Here is a 13,038-nt window from a genome sequence, read left to right on the forward strand (position 1 = left end):
ATCCCTAGACTCCCTGCGACGGGGGGAACTCGGGGGACAAGTAGTGGGGCATGGAGTGCCGGAACTCGTACTGGAATTGAACGGAAGGACCTGGACTCTCGATCCGTCCAGGTCGTACAACCTCGGACGTGATCCGCAGGGTGACCTGGTGATCGACGACGCCAGGGTCTCGTGGCGGCATGCCACGGTCAGCTGGAACGGCCGCAGTTGGGTCATCGAGGACCACGGCTCCACCAACGGCACGTATGTGCAGGGCCAGCGGATCCACCAGATGGAGATCGGCCCGGGTTCCGCCGTGCACCTCGGCAACGCGACCGACGGTCCCCGCGTGAGCCTGACCGACGCCGCGGCCGGTGCGGGAGCCGGCGCGTACAGCGCCCAGGCGGCCGCCCCGCAGGTGGCCGCCCAGGCCCCTGCCCCGCAGGCCGCGCACCAGGCCCCGCCGCAGCAGGCCTGGCAGCAGCAGGCCCCGGCCGCCCCGCACCAGCAGCCCGCCCAGCAGGGCTGGCCCCAGCAGGCGCCCGCGCACCAGCAGCCGCCGCAGGCCCACCAGGCCCCGGCGCACCAGGCCCCGGCCCAGCCGCACGCCCCGGCCGCCCAGCCGCACGTCCCGCACCAGCAGTCCGGTGCGAGCGAGCAGTACGCGCAGAAGGTGCCGGGCCAGGGCGGCGGCGCCCCGGCCGCGCCGGTGCACGCCGAGCGCAGCCCGACTACCTTCCACCAGCTCGCGATGGGCCGCGTGATGCGGATCGGTCGTGCGCTGGAGAACGAGCTGGTGGTCTCCGACCTCCAGGTCTCGCGCCACCACGCCGAGTTCCACGCCACGCCCGACGGCCGGTTCGAGATCCGCGACCTCGGCTCGCACAACGGCACGTACGTCAACGGCCAGCCGCTCGCCAAGTCCGGCTCCGCGCTCATCGGCCCCAACGACATCGTCGGCGTCGGTCACTCGACCTTCCGGCTCGTCGGTGACCGGCTCGAGGAGTTCGTCGACACCGGTGAGGTCTCCTTCTCCGCCCGCCACCTCACCGTCACGGTCGACGGCGGCAAGCAGATCCTGAAGGACGTCTCCTTCGGCGTCCCGGAGAAGTCGCTCGTCGCGGTCATCGGCCCGTCCGGTTCCGGCAAGTCGACGCTGCTCAAGGCGCTCACCGGCTACCGCCCCGCCAACCAGGGCGACGTCCTCTACGACAACCGGAACCTGTACAAGCAGTTCGCCGAGCTGCGTCAGCGCATCGGTCTGGTCCCGCAGGACGACATCCTGCACAAGGAGCTGACCGTCCGCACCGCGCTCAAGTACGCGGCCAAGCTGCGCTTCCCGGCGGACACCACCGCCCAGGAGCGCGAGGCGCGGATCGACGAGGTCCTGCGCGAGCTGAAGCTCGACATCCACAAGACCAAGAAGATCACCGCGCTCTCCGGCGGCCAGCGCAAGCGCGTGTCCGTCGCCCTGGAGTTGCTGACGAAGCCGTCGCTGATCTTCCTGGACGAGCCGACCTCGGGCCTCGACCCGGGCATGGACCGCGACGTCATGCAGCTGCTGCGCGGGCTGGCCGACGACGGCCGTACGGTCCTCGTCGTGACCCACTCGGTCGCCGAGCTGGCGCTCTGCGACAAGCTGCTGGTCATGGCGCCCGGTGGCTCGGTGGCGTACTTCGGCCCGCCGGAGGAGGCGCTCAACTTCTTCGGCTACGACACCTGGGCGGACGTCTTCTCCGCCTTCGAGAACTACCGCGACTACGACTGGGCGGGCCGCTGGAAGGGCTCGCAGCACTACCAGATGTACGCCGCGGACCTGGACGCGGTCGCCCCGCAGTCGGTGGAGATGCCGTCGGCGCAGGCGATGCGCCCGCCCAAGCCGCAGGGCTGGGGCGCGCAGCTCTGGACGCTGATCCGCCGATACGTCTCGGTGATCGCCTCCGACAAGGGCTTCATGGCCCTGATGGTGATCCTGCCGGCCGTCCTCGGTGTGGTCTCCACGCTGATCAGCTCGGACTACGGGCTGCGGCCCAGCCCGCGCGGTACGAACGGCAGCGCGGCGACGATCCTGCTGATCCTCGCGGTGGGTGCCTGCTTCGCCGGCGCCGCCAACTCCGTACGAGAACTGATCAAGGAACGGGTCATCTACGAACGGGAACGGGCCACGGGCCTGTCACGTTCGGCGTATCTGATGTCGAAGGTGATCGTCCTCGGTCTGATCACCGTCATCCAGGGCGCGATCATCGGCGGCATCGGCTTCGGCATGCGGGACGTGCCGGACGAGGGCCTGCTCTTCGGCTCCTCCCTGGTGCGACTGGAACTGAGCCTGCCGATCATGGCGCTCGGCTTCACCTCGATGATGTTCGGCCTGATCATCTCCTCGCTGGTGAAGACCGCCGAGAAGACGATGCCGCTGCTGGTGATGTTCGCGATCATCCAGGTGGTGTTCACGGGCTGCCTGTTCACCCTGCACGGCCAGGTCGGCGTCAACGAGTTCTCCTACCTGATGCCGTCCCGCTGGGCCGTCGCCGCCGCCGGTACGACGGTGGAGCTCAACAAGCTCTTCCCCAACCAGGACGACCCCACCGACACGGACCCGCTGTGGGACCACGAGGTGGGCATGTGGATGGCCGACATGGGCGCGCTCCTGGCGCTCGGCGCCATCTGCGGTGTGATCGTGGCGCGCCTGCTGCGCCGCCACGAGCCCGAGGTCATGCGCAAGTAAGCGCCACGGCGCACGCCGAAGGGCGGCACCCCCGCACGGGGGTGCCGCCCTTCGGCATGTGTGCGTACCGGAGTCCGGCAGCGGGTGAACCGGCTCAGTAGGCGCTGTTCACGTTGTCCATGGAGCCGTAGCGGTCGGCCGCGTAGTTGCAGGCGGCGACGATGTTGGCGACCGGGTCGTACTGGTCGAACTTGGTGCCCGGCACGTGGTAGGCCTTGAAGGTCGGGTAGATGACCTGGAGCAGGCCCTTGGACGGAACGCCGTTGATGGCGTTGATGTCCCAGTTGTTGATGGCCCGGGGGTTACCGCTGGACTCCCGCATGATGTTGCGGTGGATGCCCTCGTAGCTGCCCGGGATGTTGTGCTTCTTCATGATCGACATGGCCTCGCGGATCCAGCCGTCGAGGTTGTTGGCGAACACCGGCTTGCGGGCGGCGGCGCGGCTCGCGGCGGCCTTGGCGGCGGCGCGCTTCTTCGCGGCTGCCTCGGCCTTCGCCTTGGCGGCGGCGTCGGCCTTGGCCTTCGCGGCGGCCTGCGCCTTCGCCTTGGCCGCGGCGGCGTCCGCCTTGGCCTTCAGCTCGATGGTGGTCTGCTGCTCGGTGATGCCGAGGTGCAGCGGCTTGTTCTGCGTGCTGGTGAGCGCCACCGGGGCGGCGGCCGGGGCCGCGGCGACCGCCTGCGGCTCGGTCTCGGCGGCGGCGTCGTTGCCGGGAACGATGGAGAACGCGAGCGCGGCGGCGCTCAGCGTCGCCACGCCGGCGAGGGAGAGCTTGTGGTTCTTCTTGAGACGGCTGAAGCCGGGACGGGTGCTGAACGCGGACATGCAGTCGTACCTCTTCGAATCGCGGGACGTCGCAAGGCCAGGGCGGCACTTCGCCTGCTCGGCGGGCGACGGATGCAATTCTTAGCGGCAGCAAAATCCAGGGGCAAAGGTGTGACGTACGAAGCCGGGTAGTGGATCAGCGGGCGGGACGAAGGACCCAAAACGGACCCGGCCCCGCTCCACCTGCACTCATCTCATCCTTATCTCCACCACTACAGGGCTTCGTACGTGACCTGCGTCCTATGCGCGGGCTCACATCGGACCCGTAACAGTCTCACCATTTGTTGCACAAGCGATGCTCTCAGTGAGCCCCCTCGTCCGGCAGGAGGAGATGGACGTCGCCGAACTCGTGCCACAGGTAGAGCCGCCTCAGCGCCTCGGCGTACGCCCGCCCCAGCGCCTCCCTGCCCGCCACCGCCTCCAGCATCAGCAGGTGCGACGCCTCCGGCTCGTGCAGCCCGGTCAGCAGCCCGTCCACCGCCCGCACCCCGCGCCCCGGCGTGACCACCAGGTCCGTCCAGCCCGACGCCGCACGGACCACACCGTCCTCGCCCGTCGCCGACTCCAGCGCCCGCACCGCCGTCGTCCCCACCGCCACGATGCGCCCGCCACCCGCCCGCGCCGCCCCGACCAGCCACGCCGTCGACGCCGGCACCTCGAACCGCTCCGGATACGGCGGCTCGTGCGCCTCCGCCGACGCCACCCCCGTGTGCAGCGTCACCGGCGCCACCTGCACGCCCCGGCTCACCAGCTCCGCCACCATCCCCGCCGTGAAGGGCCGCGCCGCGCTCGGCATCTCCGCCGAACCGGACCCGTCCCGGGACGGCCGGGCGAAGACCGTCTGGTACGCGGCCAGCGGCTGGTCCCGCTCCGTGTACCCGTACCGGATGGGCCGCCCGTAGCGGGCCAGCAGCCCCGGCACGTCCACCGCGACCGACGCCCACCACAGCCGCGCGGGCCCCGCCACCCCCACCGGCCCCGCGGCCCCCGCCCCCACCGGCTCCTGGAGCACCAGCTGCGCCCCGCCGGGCAGCCGCACCAGCCCGCCCGCCGGACCACCCGGCCGCGGCCGCGTACTGCCCCGCCCGTCCGGGTCCCGCAGCTCCACCGCCCAGCGCCCGTCGTCCCCCCGCGTCGAGAAGTGCACGACCATCGCGTCCCCGCCCAGCCGCCCGTTCACCGCGGCCGCCAGCGTCGGCGAGGTGTTCACCACCAGCACGTCCCCGGCCCGCAGCAGCCCCGGCAGCTCACGGAACGCGTGGTGCGACACCGCGACCCCGCGCGACACCATCAGCCGTACGTCGTCCCGCCCCGCGCCCCGCTGCTCGGCCGGCACCCGCGCGGACAGCTCCTCCGGCACCCGCAGGGCCTCCAGCACGCTCACGCCTCCACCCCCAGCAGCGCGGGGGCCGCGTACCGCCCGCTCGCCGGCCGGTCCGCCAGCAGCCGCAGGAACCCCGGCACCACCGTCTCCGGGGCGGGCCGCGGCTCCTCGTCACCCGGCACGGCGGCCCGGTACAGATCCGTGGCCATGTCGCCCGGATCGACCGCCCACACCCTCAGGTCCGGCTCCTCCACCGCCAGGACCGCCATGAGCCGGTCGAGCGCCGCCTTCGACGCCCCGTACCCGCCCCATGTCTCGTACGCCTCCGCCGCCGCGTCCGAACTGACCGCGATCACCGTTCCGCCCCCGCTCGCCCGCAGCAGCGGCAGCGCCTCCTGCACCAGCCCCAGAGCGGCCACCACATTGGTCTCCAGCGCCGCCCGCAGCCCCTCCAGGGGCAGCCCGTGCAGCCGCACCAGCGGCTCGGCACCCAGCGCGCTCGCATTGCTCACCAGCAGGTCCAGCCCGCCCAGCTCCCGCGCGGCCGCCACCAGCGCCGCACGGTGCCACCCGTCCGTGACGTCCCCGGGCACGGCCACCACCCGCGTCCCGTGGACCCGCGCCTCCCGCGCGCTCTCCCGCAGGACCGACGCGTCCCTGGCGTCCAGCACCAGGTCCCAGCCCTCCCGGGCGAGCCCGGCGGCCAACGCCCGGCCCAGCCCCTTCGAAGCACCCGTGATCATCGCTACGGCCATGACACCCATCCCCTCTTCCGGAGTCGATGCCCTCAGCCTGGAACCCGGCCCCCGGCCCCCGCCTCGGCCCCCGGCCCGGACCGGCGGGGGACTTCGACCTAGGCCCCGCGCCCTAAGCGACCGCCGTCCACAGCCCGATACGGACCGTCACACCCCGCCGGTAACGTGAACGCATGACCGATCGACCGCCCCGCTCCGGCCTCGCCGCCGTCAGCACCGCCCTGCTCGCGATGAGCAGGCAGATGGAGGTGCGCGACGTCCTCAAGACGATCGTCGCCTCCGCCCGCGAGCTGCTCGACGCCGAGTACGCGGCCCTGGGCGTGCCCGACGACCACGGAGGGTTCGCCCAGTTCGTCGTGGACGGCGTCAGCGAGGAGCAGTGGAAGGCGATCGGCCCGCTGCCGCGCCAGCACGGCATCCTCGCGGCGATGCTCCACGAGGCGAAGCCCGAGCGCCTCGCCGACGTCCGCCAGGACCCCCGCTTCGAGGGCTGGCCCTCCGCCCACCCCGACATGTCCGACTTCCTCGGCCTGCCCGTCCGGGACGGCGACGAGACGCTCGGCGCCCTGTTCCTGGCGAACAAGCGCTGCCCCGGAGGCCGCACCCCGCAAGGCGGCTGCGGCTTCACCGAGGACGACGAGGAGCTGCTCGGCATCCTCGCCCAGCACGCCGCCATAGCCCTCACCAACGCCCGGCTGTACGAACGCAGCCGCGAGCTCACCATCGCCGAGGAGCGCTCCCGGCTCGCCCACGAGCTGCACGACGCCGTCAGCCAGAAGCTCTTCTCGCTCAGGCTCACCGCCCAGGCCGCCGCCGCCCTCGTCGACCGCGACCCCGCCCGCGCCAAGGGCGAGCTCCACCAGGTCGCCGTCCTCGCCGCCGAAGCCGCCGACGAGCTGCGCGCCGCGGTCGTCGAACTGCGCCCCGCCGCGCTCGACGAGGACGGCCTGGTCCACACCCTCCGCACGCAGATCCAGGTCCTGGACCGCGCCCACACCGCGAGCGTCACCTTCGACACCTGCGGCGTACGGGCGCTGCCCGCCGCCCAGGAGGAGGCCGTCCTCCGCGTCGCCCAGGAGGCGCTGCACAACGCCCTGCGCCACTCCGGGGCCGAGCGCGTCGCCGTGTCCCTGGTACGCCGCGGCCAGGGCGCCCTGCTCAGCGTCACCGACGACGGCAAGGGCTTCGAACCCCGCACCGTCCGCCGGGCGGGCCGACACCTCGGACTGGTCTCGATGCGCGACCGGGCCGGCGGCGTCGGCGGAACGCTCGACGTCCAGTCCGCGCCCGGCAAGGGCACCACGATCGAGATGGAGGTCCCCGGTGGCTGAAGCCCCGATCCGTGTCCTGCTGGTCGACGACCACCAAGTCGTCCGCCGCGGGCTGCGCACGTTCCTGGAGATCCAGGCCGACATCGAGGTCGTGGGGGAGGCGGGCGACGGCGCCGAGGGCGTGGCCCGCGCCGAGGAGCTCCGCCCCGACGTCGTCCTCATGGACGTCAAGATGCCCGGCATGGACGGCATCGAGGCCCTGCGCAAGCTCCGCGAGCTGGCCAACCCGGCGAAGGTCCTCATCGTCACCAGCTTCACCGAGCAGCGCACGGTGATCCCCGCGCTGCGGGCCGGTGCCTCGGGGTACGTCTACAAGGACGTCGACCCGGACGCCCTGGCCGGCGCCATCCGCTCCGTGCACGCCGGGCACGTCCTGCTCCAGCCCGAGGTCGCCACGGCGCTCCTGTCCCAGGAGGAGTCGAACAACGGCACGGGCCGCGGCGGCACCCTCACCGAGCGGGAGCGGGAGGTCCTCGGCCTGATCGCCGACGGCCGTTCCAACCGCGAGATCGCCCGGGCGCTGGTCCTCTCGGAGAAGACGGTGAAGACGCACGTCTCCAACATCCTCATGAAGCTGGACCTCGCCGACCGCACCCAGGCGGCCCTCTGGGCGGTCCGCCACGGCCTCACCGGCTGAGTCGAAGGACTGACCGAGCGAACCGGTCCGAGATTCATACTGTCGGGTGTATGTCACCCACTCGGCGCAACCCCGGCGCCGTGTGGGCGTTCTCCATGGCGTGCCGCGGTGATCGCCGCGGCGGAAGCCAACGGAGGATGTTCGAAGTGAAGAACCTGAAGAAGGCCGCTGCTGTCACCATGGTCGCCGGCGGGCTCGTGGCCGCCGCCGCGGGCGCCGCGTCCGCCACCAGCGGTGCGCACGCGGACGGCGCTGCCATCGGGTCGCCCGGCGTCGGCTCCGGCAACCTCGTCCAGGTCCCGGTCCACGTCCCGGTGAACGTCTCGGGCAACAGCGTCAGCGTCATCGGCCTGCTGAACCCGGCCTTCGGCAACACCGCCGTCAACCACTGACGGACGCACGGCCGGGCCTGGCCGGGCACCGCGTGCAAGGTCGTCCCCGCCGGGGCCGGCGGCAGCGGACGGGTTCCCCTCCCCGTCCCCGCCGGCCCCGTGGGGGTGGCCTCAGCAGCAGAACCGCCCCAGCAGAACCGCCCCCGCATCCGCCGCAGCCCGGCCCGCGGCTCACCCCCGCTCGCGCTCGCGCTCCTCCACCCACGCGTTGAACGCCGCCACCTGCGCGCGCCTGGCCACCCGCTCCACCGGCCGCAGCGCCTCCCGCCGGGCCGCCATCTCCGACGCGCTCACCGCCCCGCCGTGCGCGCCCCCGGTCCCGTACCGCGGCGCATGCGCCAGCGACACCAGCAGCCCCACCCGCTGGGCGAGCTCCAGCACCCGCACCGCCCGCGGCGGATACCCCGGCGCCAGCACCTCCCGCCCGGCCTCCGCCCGCGCCCGGTACGCGTCCAGCGCGGCCTCCGCCACCGGGCCCGACGCCGCCACGTCCAGCCGCGTCAGTACCAGCGTCGCCTCCCGCAGCGCCTCCGCCAGCTCCCGCTCCGCCTCACCGAGGGACGGCACGTCCGCCGGCGGTGCCTCCCGCACCGGCAGGCAGTGCCAGACCACCTCCACATGGACGTCCTCCGGATGCTCCGCGCCACCCGGTCCCGCCTCGTACAGCTCCGGTACGAGGCCGAAAGGCGCCCCGTACCCGACGACCGCCTCCTCCGCCTCCAGCGCCCGCGCGTTGAACGCCGGTGGCCCGCTGAGCCCCAGCGGGTGCCCCGGCGCCGGCAGCGCCACCCGCCAGCCCGTGACCCCGAGCCCGCGCAGGCGGCCCAGCGCCAGGGTCAGGCCGACCGGCCCCTCCTCGCCCGGCATCCCCTCCACCCGGTGCACGGCGTCGTCACCGACGATCGCGAGCACGGCCTCATCCGGCGACACCAACCCGGCCAGCAAGGCGTTCCCCCATGCGGCCAACCGTCCTGAACGTGGTTCCGAAAGCATTCCCCCACCCTAGGCACTGCCGCCCGGCCACTGTCCGGAACCGGCCCTAAGGACCGACCTCCGTCACCAGTGGCGTAGGTTTTCCCCTGGGAGCTTCGCCCACAGGCGCAAGCGACGACGAGACTCGACCGCATAGGGGAGACAACGCGCTCATGAGCGATGTACTGGAGCTGGTGGACGTATCCGTGGTCCGCGACGGACGTGCTCTGGTGGACGACGTCTCCTGGTCGGTCAAGGAAGGCGAGCGCTGGGCCATCCTCGGGCCCAACGGCGCCGGCAAGACCACCCTCCTCAACGTCGCCTCCAGCTACCTCTTCCCGAGCTCCGGCACCGCCCGCATCCTGGGCGACCAGCTCGGCAAGGTCGACGTCTTCGACCTCCGCCCCCGCATCGGCATGGCCGGGATCGCGATGGCCGACAAGCTGCCCAAGCGGCAGACCGTCCTGGAAACCGTCCTCACCGCCGCGTACGGAATGACCGCGACCTGGAACGAGGACTACGACACCGTCGACGAGGACCGCGCCCGCGCCTTCCTCGACCGCCTCGGCATGACCGAGTTCCTCGACCGCACATTCGGCACCCTCTCCGAGGGCGAGCGCAAGCGCACCCTGATCGCCCGCGCCATGATGACCGACCCCGAACTGCTGCTCCTCGACGAGCCCGCCGCCGGCCTCGACCTCGGCGGCCGCGAGGACCTGGTGCGCCGCCTCGGCCGCCTCGCCCGCGACCCGTACGCCCCCTCCATGGTGATGGTCACCCACCACGTCGAGGAGATCCCGCCGGGCTTCACCCACGTCCTGATGATCCGTCAGGGCAAGGTGCTCGCCGCCGGCCCGGTGGAGATGGAACTGACCTCCCGCAACCTCTCCCACTGCTTCGGCCTGCCGCTCGTCGTCGAGCGCGTCGGCGACCGCTACACCGCCCAGGGCCTGCCGCTCGCCTGACGGCCCGTCGGGCACGCGCCCACCGTGCCCTCCGCGCCCTGTCCGTGGACCGGCACCCGGTCCTACCATGACCAGGTGGACATCGACGCATGGGTCTGGTGGCTGATCGGCGCGGTGGGGCTCGGCATCCCGCTCGTGCTGACCGCGATGCCGGAATTGGGAATGCTGTCCGTCGGGGCGATCGCCGGAGCCCTCACCGCGAGCCTCGGCTTCGGCCTGGTGGCCCAGGTGGTGGTCTTCGCCGCCGTCTCCGTCGCGCTCATCGCCGTGGTACGCCCCATCGCGGCCCGCCACCGCGACGGACGGCCACAACACGCCACCAACGTCGACGCCTTGCGGGGCCGGCAGGCCGTCGTGCTCGAACGCGTCGACGGCAGCGGGGGCCGCATCAAACTGGCCGGTGAGATCTGGTCCGCCCGCGCCCTCGACACCGACCAGGTCTTCGAACCCGGCCGGCAGGTCGACGTGGTCGAGATCGACGGAGCGACCGCCGTGGTGATGTGATGGAGCGTCAGGCACCGTAACCCGGTCAACTACCGCCGAACGGCGCACGCACGGCCCCGCCGTCTGCGAAACTCGATCATCGAACCAACCGGCAACGAACCGGCAGACAACCGGCAGCGAAGGGCACGGGGAACACACGATGCCATCAGTCATCATCGTCCTGGTCATCCTGGTGGTGCTCGTCTTCATCGCCCTGATCAAGACGATCCAGGTCATCCCGCAGGCCAGCGCCGCCATCGTCGAGCGCTTCGGCCGCTACACCCGCACCCTCAACGCGGGACTGAACATCGTCGTCCCGTTCATCGACTCGATCCGCAACCGGATCGACCTGCGTGAACAGGTCGTCCCCTTCCCGCCCCAGCCGGTGATCACCCAGGACAACCTGGTCGTGAACATCGACACCGTCATCTACTACCAGGTGACCGACGCCCGCGCCGCGACCTACGAAGTCGCCAGCTACATCCAGGCGATCGAGCAGCTCACCGTCACCACCCTCCGCAACATCATCGGCGGCATGGACCTGGAGCGGACCCTCACCTCCCGCGAGGAGATCAACGCGGCCCTCCGCGGCGTACTCGACGAAGCCACCGGCAAGTGGGGCATCCGCGTCAACCGCGTCGAGCTGAAGGCCATCGAGCCTCCGACCTCCATCCAGGACTCGATGGAGAAGCAGATGCGCGCCGACCGCGACAAGCGCGCCGCGATCCTCACCGCCGAAGGCATCCGCCAGTCGCAGATCCTCACCGCCGAGGGTGAGAAGCAGTCCGCGATCCTCCGCGCGGAAGGCGAGGCCAAGGCCGCCGCCCTCCGCGCCGAGGGCGAGGCCCAGGCCGTCCGCACGGTCTTCGAGGCCATCCACGCCGGCGACCCCGACCAGAAGCTCCTCTCCTACCAGTACCTCCAGATGCTCCCGAAGATCGCCGAGGGTGACGCCAACAAGCTCTGGATCGTGCCCAGCGAGATCGGCGACGCCCTCAAGGGCCTGTCCGGCGCCTTCGGCAACCTCGGCAGCGGCGCCCCCGGCTTCAACACCGGCGGCACCGGCGGCAGCGGCAAGGAGCGCCCCCCGGCCCAGCGCCGCGAAGAGCCCCCGGTCGACTGAGACACCCGCCCTTCGTGCATGATCAGTGCATCAAGCACCGATCCTGCAAGCACCGATCCCGCACGAAGGGCACAGCGTGACGATCTGGGAGATGCTCGCCGTCTTCGCCGCGGGCGTCGGCGCCGGCACGATCAACACCATCGTCGGATCCGGCACACTGATCACCTTCCCCGTGCTGGTCGCCACCGGCCTCCCACCGGTCACCGCCACCGTCTCCAACGCCCTCGGCCTGATCCCCGGCTCCATCAGCGGCGCCATCGGCTACCGCGCCGAACTCACCGGCCAGCGCCGTCGCATCCTGCGCCTCAGCACCGCCGCCGCGGCGGGCGGACTCGGCGGCGCCATACTGCTGCTCCTCCTGCCCTCCACCGCCTTCGAGACCATCGTCCCCGTCCTGGTGGCCCTCGCCCTCGTCCTGGTCCTCCTGCAACCCCGCATCTCCAGGGCCGTCCAGCGCCACCGCGACCGCGAAGGCACCCCCGGCAACCCCGACGGCGGACCACTCCTCATCACGGGCCTGTTCCTCGCCAGCATCTACGGCGGCTACTTCACCGCCGCCCAGGGGATCATCTACCTCTCCCTCATGGGCATGCTGCTCCACGACACCATGCAGCGGCTCAACGCGGTGAAGAACGTCCTCGCCGCCGTCGTCAACAGCATCGCCGCGCTCTTCTTCCTCTTCGTCGCCCACTTCGACTGGACGGCGGTCCTGCTGATCGCCGTCGGCTCCACCATCGGCGGCCAGATCGGCGCCAAGGTCGGCCGGCGCCTCCCACCCGCCGCGCTGCGCGCCGTGATCATCGTGGTCGGCACCCTCGCGATCATCCAGCTCGTCGCCAGGAGATGAGGAAGGCCCGTCTCGTGTCACGACGAGACGGGCCACCGCCCTGCGATCACACCCCGCGGCTCATACGGCTCCCGCGACTCATGCGGCCACTGGGACACCGGACGGGCCCGGCGGGCCCGACTGGCCGGGCTGCCCCGACCGCCCCAGCCACTCCGGCAGTTCCGCCCGGTCCCGCACCCCGAGCGCCAGCAGCATCGCGTCCGCCGGCGACGGTACGAACGGCTGGTGCAGCAGCGGCATACCCGCCTGCTCCGGCGTACGGTCCGCCTTGCGGTGGTTATCCTCCGCGCAGGACGCCACCGTGTTCAGCCAGTTGTCCCCGCCGCCCTGCGCCCGCGGCACCACGTGGTCCACGGTCGTCGCGCGCCTCCCGCAGTACGCGCACCGGTGCTGGTCCCGCACCAGCACACCCCGTCTCGACCACGGGGCCTGTCTTCGGAACGGCACCCGCACGTACCGGCAGAGCCTGATCACCCGCGGCACCGGAAGTTCGACGGCGGCCGCCCGCATACGCAGCCGGGGATGCTCCTGCTCGACGACGGCCTTGTCCTGGAGCACCAGAACCACCGCACGGTTCAGCGTCACCGTCGACAGCGGCTCGAAGCTCGCGTTGAGTACCAGCGTGTCCCGCATCCCGCCCACCTCCCGTATGCCGGCCCTGCCCTCCTGGCGGGCCTGGGGC

General features: G+C 72.0%; 13 protein-coding genes. 8 read left to right on the forward strand and 5 right to left on the reverse strand.

All coding sequences use genetic code 11. From position 1 onward, the window contains the following. The first annotated feature begins 43 nt into the window (after positions 1 to 43). Positions 44 to 2,704 (forward strand): ABC transporter ATP-binding protein/permease, encoded by a 2,661-nt coding sequence (locus EIZ62_RS25845; protein WP_156695074.1) that lies wholly within the window; start codon positions 44 to 46, stop codon positions 2,702 to 2,704. 94 nt (positions 2,705 to 2,798) lie between these two features. Here the strand turns inward: EIZ62_RS25845 and EIZ62_RS25850 are convergent, their stop codons facing one another. The 3 genes from EIZ62_RS25850 to EIZ62_RS25860 all read right to left on the reverse strand — a co-directional run bounded on the left by EIZ62_RS25850 (position 2,799) and on the right by EIZ62_RS25860 (position 5,606). Then, positions 2,799 to 3,527: a transglycosylase SLT domain-containing protein gene (locus EIZ62_RS25850; RefSeq protein ID WP_156695075.1), complete on the reverse strand. Its 729-nt coding sequence runs from the start codon at positions 3,525 to 3,527 to the stop codon at positions 2,799 to 2,801. Between the two features lie 301 nt (positions 3,528 to 3,828). Further along, positions 3,829 to 4,911: an S-adenosylmethionine:tRNA ribosyltransferase-isomerase gene (locus tag EIZ62_RS25855; protein WP_156695076.1), complete on the reverse strand. Its 1,083-nt coding sequence runs from the start codon at positions 4,909 to 4,911 to the stop codon at positions 3,829 to 3,831. Beyond that, on the reverse strand, positions 4,908 to 5,606 hold the full coding sequence (locus EIZ62_RS25860; protein ID WP_156695077.1) for an SDR family NAD(P)-dependent oxidoreductase: 699 nt from the start codon (positions 5,604 to 5,606) through the stop codon (positions 4,908 to 4,910). Before EIZ62_RS25860 ends, EIZ62_RS25855 begins: the two co-directional genes overlap by 4 nt. A 173-nt stretch (positions 5,607 to 5,779) precedes the next feature. Here EIZ62_RS25860 and EIZ62_RS25865 point away from each other — a divergent pair, with 173 nt between their 5' ends. The 3 genes from EIZ62_RS25865 (at position 5,780) to EIZ62_RS25875 (ending at position 7,966) form a co-directional block, all read left to right on the forward strand. Next, positions 5,780 to 6,937: a GAF domain-containing sensor histidine kinase gene (locus EIZ62_RS25865; protein WP_156695078.1), complete on the forward strand. Its 1,158-nt coding sequence runs from the start codon at positions 5,780 to 5,782 to the stop codon at positions 6,935 to 6,937. After that, positions 6,930 to 7,574, forward strand: coding sequence for a response regulator (locus EIZ62_RS25870; RefSeq protein WP_156695079.1), 645 nt, complete (start codon positions 6,930 to 6,932; stop codon positions 7,572 to 7,574). Before EIZ62_RS25865 ends, EIZ62_RS25870 begins: the two co-directional genes overlap by 8 nt. Before the next feature lie 146 nt (positions 7,575 to 7,720). Further along, positions 7,721 to 7,966 carry a chaplin gene (locus EIZ62_RS25875; RefSeq protein WP_156695080.1) on the forward strand — a complete coding sequence of 82 codons (246 nt, stop codon included), beginning with the start codon at positions 7,721 to 7,723 and terminating at the stop codon, positions 7,964 to 7,966. 171 nt (positions 7,967 to 8,137) lie between these two features. Here EIZ62_RS25875 and EIZ62_RS25880 read toward each other — a convergent pair whose 3' ends face one another. Next, the gene (locus EIZ62_RS25880; RefSeq protein ID WP_156695081.1) at positions 8,138 to 8,959 is read right to left on the reverse strand and encodes a hypothetical protein; all 822 of its coding nucleotides are present in this window, start codon (positions 8,957 to 8,959) and stop codon (positions 8,138 to 8,140) included. 152 nt (positions 8,960 to 9,111) lie between these two features. On the opposite strand from EIZ62_RS25880, the gene EIZ62_RS25885 reads away from it, so the two are divergent. From EIZ62_RS25885 to EIZ62_RS25900, 4 genes are all read left to right on the forward strand, one after another. After that, positions 9,112 to 9,903, forward strand: coding sequence for an ABC transporter ATP-binding protein (locus EIZ62_RS25885; protein WP_156695082.1), 792 nt, complete (start codon positions 9,112 to 9,114; stop codon positions 9,901 to 9,903). Between the two features lie 75 nt (positions 9,904 to 9,978). Next, positions 9,979 to 10,407 (forward strand): NfeD family protein, encoded by a 429-nt coding sequence (locus EIZ62_RS25890; protein WP_156695083.1) that lies wholly within the window; start codon positions 9,979 to 9,981, stop codon positions 10,405 to 10,407. A 139-nt stretch (positions 10,408 to 10,546) separates the two neighbouring features. Beyond that, positions 10,547 to 11,509, forward strand: a complete 963-nt coding sequence (locus EIZ62_RS25895; protein WP_156695084.1) for an SPFH domain-containing protein — start codon at positions 10,547 to 10,549, stop codon at positions 11,507 to 11,509. Between the two features lie 76 nt (positions 11,510 to 11,585). Next, positions 11,586 to 12,356: a sulfite exporter TauE/SafE family protein gene (locus EIZ62_RS25900; RefSeq protein WP_156695085.1), complete on the forward strand. Its 771-nt coding sequence runs from the start codon at positions 11,586 to 11,588 to the stop codon at positions 12,354 to 12,356. A gap of 78 nt (positions 12,357 to 12,434) precedes the next feature. Here the strand turns inward: EIZ62_RS25900 and EIZ62_RS25905 are convergent, their stop codons facing one another. Continuing rightward, on the reverse strand, positions 12,435 to 12,989 hold the full coding sequence (locus tag EIZ62_RS25905) for an HNH endonuclease (RefSeq protein ID WP_156695086.1): 555 nt from the start codon (positions 12,987 to 12,989) through the stop codon (positions 12,435 to 12,437). Between the last annotated feature and the right edge of the window lie 49 nt (positions 12,990 to 13,038).

The organism is Streptomyces ficellus (genome assembly GCF_009739905.1).
Lineage (GTDB): Bacteria > Actinomycetota > Actinomycetes > Streptomycetales > Streptomycetaceae > Streptomyces > Streptomyces ficellus_A.

Bases quoted from the DNA above. Each gene is read 5' to 3' on its own strand.
- EIZ62_RS25885 (WP_156695082.1), top strand. From the start codon at position 9,112: ATGAGCGATGTACTGGAGCTGGTGGACGTATCCGTGGTCCGCGACGGA.
- EIZ62_RS25865 (WP_156695078.1), top strand. From the start codon at position 5,780: ATGACCGATCGACCGCCCCGCTCCGGCCTCGCCGCCGTCAGCACCGCC.
- EIZ62_RS25880 (WP_156695081.1), bottom strand. From the start codon at position 8,959: ATGCTTTCGGAACCACGTTCAGGACGGTTGGCCGCATGGGGGAACGCC.
- EIZ62_RS25860 (WP_156695077.1), bottom strand. From the start codon at position 5,606: ATGGCCGTAGCGATGATCACGGGTGCTTCGAAGGGGCTGGGCCGGGCG.
- EIZ62_RS25895 (WP_156695084.1), top strand. From the start codon at position 10,547: ATGCCATCAGTCATCATCGTCCTGGTCATCCTGGTGGTGCTCGTCTTC.
- EIZ62_RS25850 (WP_156695075.1), bottom strand. From the start codon at position 3,527: ATGTCCGCGTTCAGCACCCGTCCCGGCTTCAGCCGTCTCAAGAAGAAC.
- EIZ62_RS25905 (WP_156695086.1), bottom strand. From the start codon at position 12,989: ATGCGGGACACGCTGGTACTCAACGCGAGCTTCGAGCCGCTGTCGACG.